At 44.3% G+C, this 13,968-nt stretch carries 11 protein-coding genes; 9 read left to right on the top strand and 2 right to left on the bottom strand.

Annotated features, from left to right (window positions below; translation table 11 throughout):
• Nucleotides 1–110: 110 nt before the first annotated feature.
• Nucleotides 111–4,331 (bottom strand): 2-hydroxyacyl-CoA dehydratase, encoded by a 4,221-nt coding sequence (locus ARA78_RS03605; protein WP_055279986.1) that lies wholly within the window; start codon nt 4,329–4,331, stop codon nt 111–113.
• Between the two features lie 214 nt (nt 4,332–4,545).
• Here ARA78_RS03605 and ARA78_RS03600 point away from each other — a divergent pair, with 214 nt between their 5' ends.
• The 6 genes from ARA78_RS03600 to ARA78_RS03575 all read left to right on the top strand — a co-directional run bounded on the left by ARA78_RS03600 (nt 4,546) and on the right by ARA78_RS03575 (nt 9,070).
• Nucleotides 4,546–4,881, top strand: a complete 336-nt coding sequence (locus ARA78_RS03600) for a LysM peptidoglycan-binding domain-containing protein (protein WP_022216550.1) — start codon at nt 4,546–4,548, stop codon at nt 4,879–4,881.
• Between the two features lie 173 nt (nt 4,882–5,054).
• On the top strand, nt 5,055–5,900 hold the full coding sequence (locus ARA78_RS03595; RefSeq protein ID WP_022216549.1) for a hypothetical protein: 846 nt from the start codon (nt 5,055–5,057) through the stop codon (nt 5,898–5,900).
• Nucleotides 5,901–5,947: 47 nt separating this feature from the next.
• Entirely contained in the window at nt 5,948–7,375 is a 1,428-nt protein-coding gene (locus tag ARA78_RS03590) for a hypothetical protein (protein WP_055273441.1), read from the top strand.
• A 24-nt stretch (nt 7,376–7,399) separates the two neighbouring features.
• Nucleotides 7,400–7,723 (top strand): hypothetical protein, encoded by a 324-nt coding sequence (locus tag ARA78_RS03585; RefSeq protein WP_015534869.1) that lies wholly within the window; start codon nt 7,400–7,402, stop codon nt 7,721–7,723.
• A gap of 32 nt (nt 7,724–7,755) precedes the next feature.
• Nucleotides 7,756–8,652: a DUF2953 domain-containing protein gene (locus tag ARA78_RS03580; protein WP_055279985.1), complete on the top strand. Its 897-nt coding sequence runs from the start codon at nt 7,756–7,758 to the stop codon at nt 8,650–8,652.
• Between the two features lies 1 nt (nt 8,653).
• Entirely contained in the window at nt 8,654–9,070 is a 417-nt protein-coding gene (locus ARA78_RS03575) for a GerW family sporulation protein (RefSeq protein WP_022216546.1), read from the top strand.
• Nucleotides 9,071–9,390: 320 nt separating this feature from the next.
• Here the strand turns inward: ARA78_RS03575 and rpmB are convergent, their stop codons facing one another.
• Nucleotides 9,391–9,576, bottom strand: coding sequence for a 50S ribosomal protein L28 (gene rpmB / locus ARA78_RS03570; RefSeq protein ID WP_022059057.1), 186 nt, complete (start codon nt 9,574–9,576; stop codon nt 9,391–9,393).
• Between the two features lie 224 nt (nt 9,577–9,800).
• Between rpmB and ARA78_RS03565 the strand changes: the two genes are divergently transcribed.
• The 3 genes from ARA78_RS03565 to recG are packed head-to-tail and all read left to right on the top strand — an operon-like array spanning nt 9,801 to nt 13,949.
• Entirely contained in the window at nt 9,801–10,160 is a 360-nt protein-coding gene (locus ARA78_RS03565) for an Asp23/Gls24 family envelope stress response protein (protein ID WP_015534873.1), read from the top strand.
• A gap of 18 nt (nt 10,161–10,178) precedes the next feature.
• Nucleotides 10,179–11,870 carry a DAK2 domain-containing protein gene (locus tag ARA78_RS03560; RefSeq protein WP_055144575.1) on the top strand — a complete coding sequence of 564 codons (1,692 nt, stop codon included), beginning with the start codon at nt 10,179–10,181 and terminating at the stop codon, nt 11,868–11,870.
• Between the two features lie 42 nt (nt 11,871–11,912).
• The gene (gene recG, locus ARA78_RS03555) at nt 11,913–13,949 is read left to right on the top strand and encodes an ATP-dependent DNA helicase RecG (RefSeq protein ID WP_055279984.1); all 2,037 of its coding nucleotides are present in this window, start codon (nt 11,913–11,915) and stop codon (nt 13,947–13,949) included.
• The last annotated feature ends 19 nt before the right edge of the window (nt 13,950–13,968 follow it).

Raw genomic sequence — 13,968 nt, 5'->3', positions numbered from 1 at the left:
ATAGCCGGAAAAATCATAAATAAATAAAATATAAAAAAAACCTGAAGCAGTAAGATATTGACTGCTTCAGGTTCTTTTTTAATGTGTTTAAATTGTTATATATAGATATTTTATTTCTTCATATTCTTATTTGCCGCTGCAAGCATGAGCTTGATTCTGTTTACCTGATTGACCTCAGATGCACCAGGATCATAGTCGACTGCCACGATGTTTGCCTCAGGATAAGCCTCACGCAGATGCTTGATAACACCCTTGCCCACGATGTGGTTTGGAAGACATGCAAATGGCTGTGCGCACACGATGTTCGGAGCACCGCTCTTTATGAGCTCTATCATCTCACCTGTAAGGAACCATCCCTCACCGTTCTGGTTTCCTATGGATACGATTGGTCTTGCATAGGCAGCAAGCTTTTCGATATGGGCAGGAGCCTCGAATCGCTTACTCTTTTCAAGAGCATCCCTTGCAGGTTTTCTGAAGGATTCCAGAACCTTTATAACAGTGTTGCTGACTATGGCTCCCTTCTTGGTCTTGCCAAGGAACTCATAGTTGTAATTGTTGTTGTAGAAGCAGTACATGAAGAAGTCCAGGAGATCTGGCATAACAGCCTCTGCTCCCTCTGCTTCCAGCAGGTCAACTAAGTGGTTGTTGGCTGATGGAAGGAACTTTACAAGTATCTCTCCAACAATTCCGACTCTAGGCTTCTTGATATCAAGGAGTGGAAGAGTATCGAAGTCGTGGACGATTCCCTGTATATTCTTCTTGAATACTGCGTTGCTTCCGGTCTTTGTAAGGCTCTCCAGACAAACCTTCTTCCATTTCTCATGGAGTGCATTTGCCGAACCCTTTTCCTTCTCGTAAGGTCTTGTCCTGTACAGACATCTCATGAATACATCACCGTATATCAGAGCCTGCATTGCACGCTTTACGACCTTGTAGCTTATCTTGAAACCTGAGTTCTTCTCAAAGCCCTGGGCTGACAGTGCTATTACAGGTATCTGACCGTAGCCTGCCTTGGAGAGGGCACGTCTGATAAATCCTACATAGTTTGTTGCACGGCATCCGCCTCCTGTCTGGCTCATGATGACAGCCAGCTTGTTCACATCGTACTTTCCTGAAGTGATGGCGCTCATCATCTGTCCGACAACGATCAGAGATGGATAACATGCGTCGTTGTTTACATATTTCAGACCAACATCTATCGTCTCCTTGGTTGCATCCGGCAGGATCTCAATGTTGATTCCCATGCACTTGAATGCAGGTGCAAGAAGATCGAAATGGATAGGAGACATCTGAGGTGCAAGAACTGTATAGTCCTTCTTCATCTCCTTGGTAAATTCTATTCTGTTGATGGCACTGCTTGACGGACATGTCTTGTAGTGCTGTTCATGTCTTGAGTTGACCGCGCTTATGAGGGATCTGATTCTGATCCTTGCTGCACCTAAGTTGCTGACCTCATCGATCTTGAGGACAGTGTATATCTTGCCTGACTTGGTAAGTATATCGTTGACACAGTCAGTTGTTACAGCGTCCAGACCACAGCCGAATGAGTTGAGCTGTATGAGCTCTAAGTTGTCACAGGTCTTGACGTAGTTGGCTGCCTTGTACAGTCTTGAGTGGTACATCCACTGGTCGGAGACAATAAGAGGTCTCTCGACCTTGCCAAGGTGTGCGACTGAATCCTCGGTAAATACAGCAATCTTGTATGAGTTGATGAGCTCTGGGAGACCATGGTTGATCTCAGGGTCCAGATGATATGGACGACCAGCCAGAACTATGCCGAGCATATCGTGTTCATCAATGTATCTGAGAGTTTCTTCGCCCTTAGCACGCACATCCTCCTTGACCTTCTCTGCCTCTGCGTACGCCGCATGTATGGCGCTTCCAATCTCGTCCATTGTCACATCATAGTACTTGGACATCTCACGGTACATACGTTTTACGAGAGCTTCCTCGTTGTCCAGGGCCACAAATGGTCTGATGAATGTTATGTCGTCAGCCTTGAGTTCCTCCATGTTGTTCTTGATGTTCTCTGCATAAGAAGCAACGATAGGACAGTTGTAGTGATTGTTTGCCTCAGGAGTCTCGTTCATTTCATATGGTACACATGGGTAGAAGATGGACTTGATTCCATTTTTCAGCAGCCACATAACGTGTCCGTGTGAGATCTTGGCAGGGTAACACTCTGACTCACTAGGTATGGATTCGATACCCAGGCTGTATATGTTTCTCGATGACTTTGGAGACAGTACAACTGAGAATCCAAGCTTTGTGAGAAATGTGTGCCAGAAAGGATAGTTCTCGTACATGTTGAGTACACGAGGAACACCTATCACGCCACGCTTTGCCTCCTCAGGTTTAAGTGACTCATAGCCAAATATTCTTCCAAGCTTATATTCAAAGAGGTTAGGAATGTTGTCTGCGTTCTTCTTCAGACCGACACCCTTCTCACATCTGTTTCCGGTGATGAACCTCTTGCCGTTTGAGAATTTGTTTATTGTAAGGAGACAGTTGTTTGTACATCCTTTACATCTTGTCATGGAGCTCTCATATGTGAGCTTTCTTATCTCCTCGATAGGGAGCATGGTCGTGACAAATCCCTCTTTGTACTTGTTCCTAGCGATGAGGGCAGCACCAAAAGCACCCATGATACCTGAGATGTCAGGTCTTATGGCTGTTCTTCCTGATATGACCTCAAAGCTCTTTAAGACAGCATCGTTGTAGAAGGTACCACCCTGTACCACAATGTTCTTGCCGAGATCCTTAGGATCTGTGAGCTTTATAACCTTGAGCAGGGCGTTCTTGATAACAGAGTATGCAAGTCCGGCTGATATATCAGCCACGGATGCGCCCTCCTTCTGCGCCTGCTTAACCTTTGAATTCATGAAAACGGTACATCTTGAACCGAGGTCTATAGGTGTTCTCGCTGTGATGGCGATGTGCGCAAAATCTGCTATGTCATAGTTCAGTGACTTCGCAAATGTCTCTATGAATGATCCACATCCTGATGAACAGGCCTCGTTCAGCATAACGTTATCTACAACGCCGTTCTTGATCTTGATACACTTCATATCCTGACCGCCGATATCAAGAATGCAGTCGACCTCAGGGTCGAAGAATGCTGCGGCTGTGTAGTGGGCTATTGTCTCAACCTCGCCGAAATCCAGAGAGAGAGCCTGCTTGATAAGAGCCTCACCGTAACCAGTAGAACATGAGCCTGCGATCACTGCGCCATCAGGAAGCTTGCTGTATATATCCTTTATAGCTCTGATGGTGGTGTTAAGTGGACTTCCGTTGTTGCTGCTGTAGAAGTCGTAGAGAAGTTCGCCGTCAGCTCCGACGAGGGCAACCTTGGTTGTGGTTGAACCTGCGTCGACACCGATGAAACAGTTTCCTTTATATGTAGCGAGATCACCGCGCTTTACAGCGTATTTGTTGTGATCTGCCTTGAATTTCTCGTAATCCTCATCACTTTCAAAAAGAGGTGCAAGTCTCTCCACACCAGAGGAGAGATTGAGCTCCTGGGAGAGAGCGTGGATGAGCTCTGAAAGCGTCATGGACACCTCAGGTTTGGAGTTCATGGCAGCACCTACTGCGGCGAACAGATGTGAGTGTCCTGGATCTATGATGGCGTCGCCTGTAAGATTGAGTGTTCGGATAAATGCATTCTTCAGTTCCGGAAGGAAATGAAGAGGACCACCAAGAAATGCAACATTTCCCTTGATTGGTTTACCACATGCAAGACCTGATATAGTCTGATTGACAACGGCCTGGAATATGGATGCGGCCAGGTTTGGCTTTGTAGCTCCTTCGTTGATGAGTGGCTGGATATCTGTCTTAGCGAATACACCACATCTTGCAGCGATAGGATAGATGGTATCATAGTCCTTTGCATAGTCGTTAAGACCTGATGCGTCAGTCTGAAGAAGAGTAGCCATCTGGTCGATGAAAGAACCGGTACCTCCGGCACATACGCCGTTCATACGCTGTTCGATTCCGTTTGTAAAATATATGATCTTGGCATCCTCACCGCCGAGCTCTATTGCCACGTCGGTCTGTGGTGCATAGTCCTGCAGTGCCTCTGATACACAGACTACCTCCTGGGTAAATGGCACACCGATGAGCTGGGCGAGTGCCAGTCCACCAGAACCGGTGATACATGGATTGACCTCGTTCTCGCCGAGGGCATCCTTTGCTTCCTGTACAAGATCTTTAAGTGTTTCTTTGATATTTGCAAAATGTCTTTTGTAATCGGAGAAAAGTATCTTGTTGTCCTTGTCAAGGACAGCAACCTTAACTGTTGTTGATCCAATATCAATTCCTAATGTGTACATAAAACAACCCTTCCAATTTCTTTTGTGTGTTGAATGTGTTTGATTTCGACATTTCTGCCGATAAAGCTACTTTATTATAGTGTAGGGTTTAAAAAAATACAATGACTTTATAAAAACTTAACCATTACCAGAAAATGTAAAAATAAAAGTTTTTTGCAGGTAACTATATCATCGGAGGTGAATATATTATAAAAAAGCCTTTCAGGGGTAAGCTATGAATTTTGATACCTGTAACGGAGTTATCCATGTAGTGAAGAGAGGGGACACACTGTATAAGCTGTCCAGGATATACAAGGTAAAGCTCAGCGACATCATATCAGCAAACCCGTACATCAACGTATACAATATGCAGCCGGGGGATGAAGTGTGTATTCCCGTGATCATGGAGGAAGATTTTCTTATATATACAGTGCAGGATGGAGATACATTTGAGGATGTCCTTAAGAATACCGGAGTATCTCCGGATGATCTGTTCAAATTCAATCCGGATCTCTACAAGATGGCCCTTGCCGCGGACATGGAGATAAAGTATGTGGACTTTCAGAAGTAGATGGATGCACATGGCTGTATGATATCTGTCCTGGCTGCCGGTTTATAGCTGGCAGCTATTTTGCTGTTATCCGCCAGGTTAGAAAAACTTAATTATTCTACTGTTGTAAACTCATTTTTTATATTATATAATTCAAAAGGTGTAGTTTAAAAAAGTATGACAGGAGTTTTTCTATGAATATAATAAGTAAGATCGAGAAGAAGTTTGGCAGATACTCCATTCGAAACCTCACATTATACCTCATCATAGGCTACGGTATAGGATATCTGTTGTTCATGTTCCAGCCAAAGATACTGTTCATGTTGACACTTGATCCGGCGGCGGTAATGCATGGACAGGTGTGGAGACTTTTCACATGGATAATCACACCACCGGTATTCGGTGTCGATATATTCACGATAATCATGCTGATATTTTACTACAGTCTGGGATCTCTGCTGGAACGTACTATCGGAACATTCCTTTATAATCTGTACATGTTCAGCTCCATGCTGTTTACCATGATCGGTATAATGCTTGCACACATATTCTGTACCTATATCATAAGGTATGATTACGCGAGCTCGACTGGTTATTTCGCATATGCATCGACATATTATATATTGATGTCCATATTCCTTGCCATAGCGGTATGCTATCCTGACATGAGCGTGTTATACGCCATGATCATACCAATCAAGATGAAGTATCTCTCGATACTGTATATCGTCATTATAGCGTATTACTTCATCAATGAGACATTTATGGGAAGAGTGAACATAGCCATGTCACTTGTGAGCTTTGTGATATTCTATCTGAGCACGAAGAACTTCAGAAAGTTTTCGCCAAAGCAGATGAAGAGGCGGCGGAATTATAACAGGCAGGTGCGGACAGCAAAACAGGAGAATATCGGACACAGATGCGTTGTGTGTGGAAGAACGGACAAAGATTATCCTGATCTGCAGTTCAGGTACTGCTCAAAGTGTACAGGTAACAAGGAGTATTGTCAGGATCATCTGTTTACCCATACACACAACTAGGATATATGATCAAAGATTTATAAAGAAGATAAAAGAGGAAGTTTATTATGTATAATGAAGAGAAGAAGCTTATAACCGATATACAGAGAAAGAAGGATCTGGACAGGAATCTTGCACTGTTTGCAGGGGTGGCATCGAAAGCAAATTATGAATATGCATGCCACAAATTCACCTTGAATTACCTGACACTCAAGGACATGCATATGGATGGGGATGTCCCTGATGATCCATATATCGCTCAGTGCCAGGCTGTGATCGACAAGATGATAGGCGACTTTGTTGTGGGAGATAAGACGGTGTGCGAGGATGCTGACATGAAGCTTATCTCGGATGTCAGGAACACCATAACAGCCAAGATGAAGGTGCTCACATCATACACGGATGCATTTGAGATGTATGAGTATATTTTAAACAGGAAAGAATACAGTTATCCGGAGAATGTTGACGAGGAGATACAGAAGGAGCTTAAGGAGCTCGATGAGGCGGGCGTCAGTGACTTTGCAGAAGAGATATACAGATTTGTGTTCGCAGATCAGGACAAGGTTGCCATCAACTCCAAACTGCAGTCCATCATAGGACAGCTCCCGATACGTATGACAAAGAACAGATTCTATGACATTCTGGGAGAAACTCTTGATATATATAATGGAGTGGAGAAGGAGTCTCTTGACCAGTTTATTGAGATGATCGAGAATACTGCTCTCATAAGACTTCCAGAGGGATTTGAGACAGAGTACCCTGAACTACATGAGGCGCTTGAGGTCTTAAAAGCCGGTGATTACACTGCTCTTGATTACGATGGTTACAGAAAGCTCACTGATGTGCTGGACAGAAGTGCAGCATTCCTGAATTCGGTTGTGACTGAATATATGCTCATCATAGAGCTTGTAAACGATCTCTATGTTATGATGCTTGCGCTGGATTCAAAGGAAGGCGTATCTGAGAGCTGTAAGAAAGCGATGACCGTCATAGAGAAGGCTGTCGCTGACGACGGAGAGCATCTTGAGGATGTATATGCACTCCTTGACGATATCGTCGGAGAACAGGAGCTGGCAGGAGAGCATAAGGTAATGCTTGAGTCCGCTGTGTACGACATCTCAACCGGTTACACCGATGATATTGCCGCAAATGAGCTTCAGGATACATACAGAGATCTGGAGATTATGGATAAGCTTCTCTCGGGAAGTATGTTTGTGGATATAGACAATATAGCTGTGATGGGCGTACTCAATGTGGATACTGATTATATAGCTGCATGTAAGGAGAAGCTGACAAATGAGTTTGCAGATCTGTTTGCGGCTAACTCAATGACAGTCAACAGAGCCATCATGGCAAAGATACTCTCCAACATACCTGTTTTCTTCAACACCACTGATGAGATCAGGGAATATGTAAACGGATCTCTTTCGAGATGCAGGGAAAAGAGTGAACTTCTTGCGGACTATATTGTTATAAAGCAGATGATGGAAGAATAAACTGTTTATTACAGGTGATTGAATATGGTCATTGATGATAAGTTTTATGTTGGTGGAGCCCGGGACCGGCAGATCATAAGGATGGTCAGAGGAATAAGGCGCTTCCATAGAGTAAAATATGTGCCTGGAGTGTTCGTTATCACACTTCCGTTGTTTGGAGATGGGATTCTGGAGATATATGAGTTGAATGAACTCAGGCAGAAGATCTACACTGACATGGGCGATGCTATACATATTGTCGGTGCAGCTCCAAGCAGATTCCAGGCTGTACTGCTTGTCAGGGATATAATAGATGATATATATAAGAAGACCGGGGATGTTGATGTGGAGAGATTTTTTGCATCGTGACCAGATAGTCTCTGGGTCTAAGGGGATGGAGCATGCATATTGTTTGGTTGATATTGAAGATACTGCTCATAGTTATCCTGTCGCTGGTGGGACTGGTAGTGCTTCTTGCACTTCTCGTATTGTTTGCGCCGGTGAGATACAGGGCGTATGTGAAGAAGGATGATGACATATTTGCGAAGCTCTCTGCCAGATGGCTTGGTTTTGTCCTGTGTTTTAAGGTTTTGTATGATTCGGACGGCCTTCGGTACAGGCTGAGGCTGTTTGGCGGAACCATCATGGGCAGCGAAAAAAGTGCCATACCGGAGTCGGAAGGAGAGGTATATTCTGAACCCGGGGAATACAGTCGGGCTGAGACAGAGGAAGAAGCTTCTGACAGTCCGGGATATGAAGACTATCCATCGGTGGAGCCGGAGGACAGGCAGTTTCTTCTTGAGGACAGCGAATTTGAGGAGCCCGTACCGGGGCCGCTCATCAGGCTGGGCAGAAGGATAGACAGTATGGCAAAGACGGTTGTATCGAAGTTCAAAGATCTGTCAGAGAAGTTTGCCAGTCTGAAAAAGAAAAAAGATGGCTATACTAAGCTTGTACACAATGTCAGAACAAAGGAAGCCATGAGAGTTTTCAAGGTTGAACTGATAAAGGTGTTAAAGCATCTTAAGCCCACAAAGCTTAAGGGGCAGATCATATATGGTGCGGATGACCCGGCAACAACAGGTGAGCGCCTGGGGTATATGAGCCTGCTTTTCCCGCTATACTATGATAATATAGATATAACACCGGATTTCTCTGAAGCCCGGCTGGAGGGAGACCTGTTCATGAAGGGCAGGATAAGACTTGGAACAATCGGCTGGAGCGCGCTGAAGGTGATCTGGAACAAGAATGTCAAGATAACTATTGCTCGATTAAAAAAGATATCAGGAGGAAATTGATATGGCAAATATGAATATTGAGGGAACACTTGGTTCTATGTTTAAGGGAATGGATGGCTTTATATCATCGAAATCGGTGGTGGGAGAGCCTGTGTATGTCGGTGATACGATCATTATTCCTCTTGTAGATGTCAATTTTGGTATGGCAGCCGGAGCGTTCAATAAGCAGGACGGCAACAAAGCTGCCGGAGGAATCGGAGCAAAGATGAGCCCGTCTGCTGTTCTTGTCGTCTCAGGAGGAAATACGAGACTTGTAAATCTCAAGAACCAGGATGCCGTAACAAAGATCATAGACATGGCCCCAGAGGTCGTAGATAAGGTCTTGGGTCTGTTCAAGAAGGACAAGACAGAGGAAGAGAAGAATGTTGACAAGGCGATAAATGATGTCGCACAGTCAGAGGAATCTGTCACAGAATAATAAATATCAGAATATATAATATAAGTAAGATTCAGTGCGTTGGGAAATGCATTATTAAAAAGTCACCACATATAATGATAATAAATCATTATGGTGGTGATTTTTTATCTGGAAAAAATTCACAGGATTTGCGTTTTTCTTCACAGCGGTGGGAGTGGTTATAGGATATTTCATAAGTGGATTTGTGGAATTTCTCATAATCGTTATATTATTGCTGTTATCTTATATATTCTCCTGCAGATAAAAAAATAAGAGTGATGATCCTTGAGGATCATCACTCTTATTTATACCAGAACTGAATCGGTGATATTATGCAAATATTATGCACGCTCGACCTTACCAGATCTTAAGCAAGATGTACAAACATAGATCTTCTTTGGTGTACCATCAACTACAGCCTTAACAGCCTTAACATTTGACTTCCACATCTTGTTTGCTCTTCTATGAGAGTGGCTCACTTTGATACCGAAATGAGCACCTTTATCACAAATTGAACATTTTGCCATAATAGCACCTCCTTCAATGAATAAACTAACTTTCTTCCTAAGTTCACAACAAGACATATAATAGCAGATTATTTTTCCATATGCAAGCAAAATATTTATTTTTTATTGGAAATGAAGAAATACTATAGAATAAAATTAGATTTATGCTATAATTGATGAGTAATTGTGTTTATAAGTCGGTAGATATGATGAACACTGGTGACTTTGTTAGAAAGGAGTCGTGTATGAAGGAATATATTAATAGCGATAACGGTAAAGTAAGTATAGATGAGAGTGTTGTTGCACAGGTTGCAGGACTTACAGCCCTTGACTGTTTTGGAATAGTAGGAATGGGAATAGTCAGTGTCAAGGACGGAATTGTAAAGCAGCTCCGCAGAGACAATGTTTCTAAGGGTGTAAATGTACGTTTTGATGAGAATGGTGATATAGTCATTGAGCTGCACATAGTTGTTGCTTATGGCGTTAGTATAAAGGCTGTCACAGACAATCTTATGCAGTCGGTAAAGTACAAGGTAGAGGATTTTACGTCGTTTAAGGTCAGCCATATCAATGTCTATGTTGAAGATGTTAAAGTACTTGATTAGTTTGGAGGATAGAGTAAAGTGAGTAATACGATTGATGCGCTTGCACTGAAGAAAGCATTTATTGCCGGTGCCAATAATCTTGATAAGAACAAGGAATATATCAATGAACTTAATGTGTTCCCTGTGCCTGACGGAGATACAGGAACTAATATGACGCTGACAATCCTGTCTGCAGTGAAGGAGGTTGAGGCGGCACCTGATGATATGAAGTCCATAGCAAAGGCCATGTCCACAGGTTCGCTCAGAGGCGCCAGAGGTAACTCAGGTGTAATTTTGTCACAGCTTTTGAGAGGCTTCAGCAAGAAAGTGCAGGACGCAAGGACCATAGATGTTCACGTTATAGCAGACGCTTTTCAGAAGGCTGTGGAGACTGCATATAAGGCTGTCATGAAGCCTAAGGAGGGAACGATTCTCACAGTTGCCAAGGGCGTGGCGTCCAAGGCAAGGGAGTGTGCTGATGCAGATATGTCCCTTGCACAGTTCTGTGACGAGGTTATTGAATATGGAGATGCCGTTCTTGATTCCACTCCTGAGATGCTTCCGGTTCTGAAGGAAGCCGGCGTGGTCGATTCAGGTGGACAGGGACTCATGGTGGTGCTCAAGGGTGCTGTCGACTGTCTCATGGGCAGAGTTACAGTTGAACTCAGCAAGAACACAGGAACAGTGAATGTGGCAAGAACATCCACAGGCGCAGGCAACGATTCCATATCCACAGCGGATATAAAGTTTGGATATTGTACAGAGTTTATTATCAATCTTGAGAAGCCATATGGCGAGGCTGAGGAGGATGATCTGAAGAGCTTCCTCGAGTCTATAGGTGACTCGATAGTATGTGTATCTCTTGATGATATAGTTAAGATACATGTGCATACCAACCATCCTGGTCAGGCATTTGAAAAGGGTCTTACACTTGGATACCTTACTAATATGAAGATAGACAACATGAGGATAGAGCATCATGAGCGTGTTATCGGTCAGGCAGAGCGCGATGAGGCCGAGAAGCAGGAGGAAGAGAGGCAGCACAGAAAGCAGGAGCATAAGGAGCCTCGTAAGAAGTATGGATTTATTACGGTATCCATGGGTGATGGTCTCAAGACTCTTTTTGAAGAGCTTGGAGCAGACCGTGTTATAGAAGGCGGACAGACCATGAATCCAAGCACTGAGGATATGCTCAATGCGATCGATGATGTGAATGCCGAGAATATATTTATACTCCCGAACAATAAGAATGTTGTTCTTGCGGCTAATCAGGCGGCAACTCTGTGTGAAGATAAGAATATAATTGTGATTCCAACCGCGAATGCTCCTCAGGGCATAAGCGCCATGATCGCATTCGACAGTACAGTCGATGTGGACGAGAACAGATCTGCCATGAAGTCGGCTGTCAAGAATGTCAAAAGCGGACAGGTAACTTATTCCGTAAGAGATACCTCAATCGATGGAAAGGCCATCAAGGAGGGCGATATCATGGGTATCGGCGATAAGGGGCTTGTCAGTGTTGGAAATGATATAGAGAATGTAACATTTGAACTGATCGCAGATGCGGTCGATGAGGATTCAGAGGTTATAAGCATATATAATGGTGCTGATGTGTCTGAGGAGGATGCGCAGAAGCTTGCTGGCAGAGTGGAGGAGGCATATCCGGACGTTGATGTGCAGTGCTACTATGGCGGACAGCCGATATACTATTATATAGTATCTGTGGAATAACTTTCTGTGTATCTGTGAGATCCGTTGTGAAGAGGTGTATGTATGGAATTGAATGACTCCATAAAGACAATAAAAGGCATAGGTGACAAGACTGCGTCGGCATTTGCCCGGCTTGGGATAGAGACGGTGAACGATCTGCTTCTCAATTACCCCAGGACATATGTCACCTATGAGGATCCGGTGGATATATCAGATCTGCAGGCGGGAAGCAGGCAGTCCGTGAGGGCTGTTGTGAACAGCCGTGCGGAGGTCAGAAAAGTACATGGACTGACCGTAGTAATATTGTACGCAAAGGATTTCTCTGGGACAATTAAACTTACCTGGTTTAATTGTCCTTTTTTGCGTAATTTCTTTCATATAGGTCAGGAGTTTGTGTTTGTAGGAAATGTGGCTTATAAGGGCGGTATGATGACCATGACGCAGCCGGAATACTACACTGATGATAAATACGGCGAACTTACGCATGTTTGGCAGCCGGTGTACACGGTAACGCCCGGTATAACCTCGAAGACCATACAGAAGGCTGTGAGAGGCGCAGAGGAAGCCATAGACAGGCTTGAGGATTACCTGCATGACAATGTGCTTGATGAGTACCATATTATGGGTATACAAAAGGCTATCCACTCGATTCATTTTCCTCAGGATGAGCAGAAGCTCAAGGGGGCTGTGAAGAGGATGGCATTTGATGAATTTTACAGCTTTATATCAAACCTTCACAGGATAAAAGACGACAATGTGTATGCAGAAAATACATGTATAATAAACTGTGATGAGGAGGTCAGGACGTTTATTGAGAACTTGAGGTTCAAGCTTACTGGGGCGCAGATGAATGCGGTGCGTGATATGCTTGACGATATGCGCTCTGAACATGTCATGAACAGGCTGGTTCAGGGGGATGTCGGATCAGGAAAAACCATAGTTGCAGCAGCCGGATTATACGCAGTGGCTGCAAGTGGCTATCAGGGAGTGATCATGGCACCGACTGAGGTTCTGGCGGTTCAGCATTACAAGGAGCTCAGTTCACTGTTTGAGCCATACGGAATATCTGTGGGACTTCTGACGGGTTCCATGACAGCGAAAGAGAAAAGAGAGATGTACAGCCGCATCAAGAATATGGATGTGCAGGTTGTGGTCGGAACACATGCCCTCATACAGGACAAGGTGGAGTATGGAAGGCTGGCGCTCGTTGTAACTGATGAGCAGCACAGATTTGGTGTAAAGCAGCGCGAGAGACTTGCGTCAAAGGGAGAAGCTCCGCACACGCTTGTTATGAGTGCCACACCTATTCCGAGAACCCTTGCGATCATCATGTATGGCGATCTTGACATTTCAGTTATAGATGAGCTCCCGGCGGGAAGAATCCCGATCAAGAACTGCGTTGTGGATGAGAGCTACAGGAAGACGGCTCTCGGCTTTATCATGAAGGAGGTCTCACAGGGGCATCAGATATATATAGTCTGCCCGATGGTGGAGGCCAGCGAAGTTCTGGACGATGTTGCAAATGTGACCGAGTATACGGAGGAGCTGAAGAAGTCCATCAGGGATGGATATGGCGCTGACACTTCGGTGGTATGTTTGCACGGTAAGATGAAGGCGGAGGAAAAGAACAGGATACTCCAGGATTTTGCAGATGGTAAGATAAGCATTCTTGTCTCAACTACGGTCATAGAGGTTGGAATAAACAATCCAAATGCCACAGTTATGATGGTGGAGAATGCAGAGCGTTTTGGCCTTGCGCAGCTCCATCAGCTCAGGGGACGTGTAGGAAGAGGAAATCTCCAGTCGTACTGCATTTTCATGAGCGGAAAAAAGGACAAGGATACTATGGAGAGACTGAATGTTCTGGAGAAGTCAAATGACGGCTTCTATATAGCCGGTGAGGATCTCAAGATGAGGGGCCCGGGCGATTTCTTTGGAATAAGACAGAGCGGGGAGCTGATGTTCAAGGTTGGGGATATATACAATCATGCTGACATGCTTAGGGCGGCGCAGGACGTATACGACCGCTATGGACAGGAGATAGATGCGAAACTGATAAATAAAGGGGATGACAGGCTGTACACTATGCCTGTATTATAAATAAAAAAAGGGGGTATAC

Origin of the sequence: Coprococcus eutactus, from assembly GCF_001404675.1 — a bacterium.
Lineage (GTDB): Bacteria > Bacillota > Clostridia > Lachnospirales > Lachnospiraceae > Coprococcus > Coprococcus aceti.
Note: the sequence above shows the minus strand (reverse complement) of the source record. Positions and strands in the feature narration are given on the sequence as shown.

Bases quoted from the DNA above. Each gene is read 5' to 3' on its own strand.
- rpmB (WP_022059057.1), bottom strand. From the start codon at position 9,576: ATGGCAAAATGTTCAATTTGTGATAAAGGTGCTCATTTCGGTATCAAA.
- ARA78_RS03585 (WP_015534869.1), top strand. From the start codon at position 7,400: ATGGTCATTGATGATAAGTTTTATGTTGGTGGAGCCCGGGACCGGCAG.
- ARA78_RS03590 (WP_055273441.1), top strand. From the start codon at position 5,948: ATGTATAATGAAGAGAAGAAGCTTATAACCGATATACAGAGAAAGAAG.
- ARA78_RS03595 (WP_022216549.1), top strand. From the start codon at position 5,055: ATGAATATAATAAGTAAGATCGAGAAGAAGTTTGGCAGATACTCCATT.
- ARA78_RS03600 (WP_022216550.1), top strand. From the start codon at position 4,546: ATGAATTTTGATACCTGTAACGGAGTTATCCATGTAGTGAAGAGAGGG.
- ARA78_RS03605 (WP_055279986.1), bottom strand. From the start codon at position 4,331: ATGTACACATTAGGAATTGATATTGGATCAACAACAGTTAAGGTTGCT.
- ARA78_RS03580 (WP_055279985.1), top strand. From the start codon at position 7,756: ATGCATATTGTTTGGTTGATATTGAAGATACTGCTCATAGTTATCCTG.
- recG (WP_055279984.1), top strand. From the start codon at position 11,913: ATGGAATTGAATGACTCCATAAAGACAATAAAAGGCATAGGTGACAAG.
- ARA78_RS03575 (WP_022216546.1), top strand. From the start codon at position 8,654: ATGGCAAATATGAATATTGAGGGAACACTTGGTTCTATGTTTAAGGGA.
- ARA78_RS03565 (WP_015534873.1), top strand. From the start codon at position 9,801: ATGAAGGAATATATTAATAGCGATAACGGTAAAGTAAGTATAGATGAG.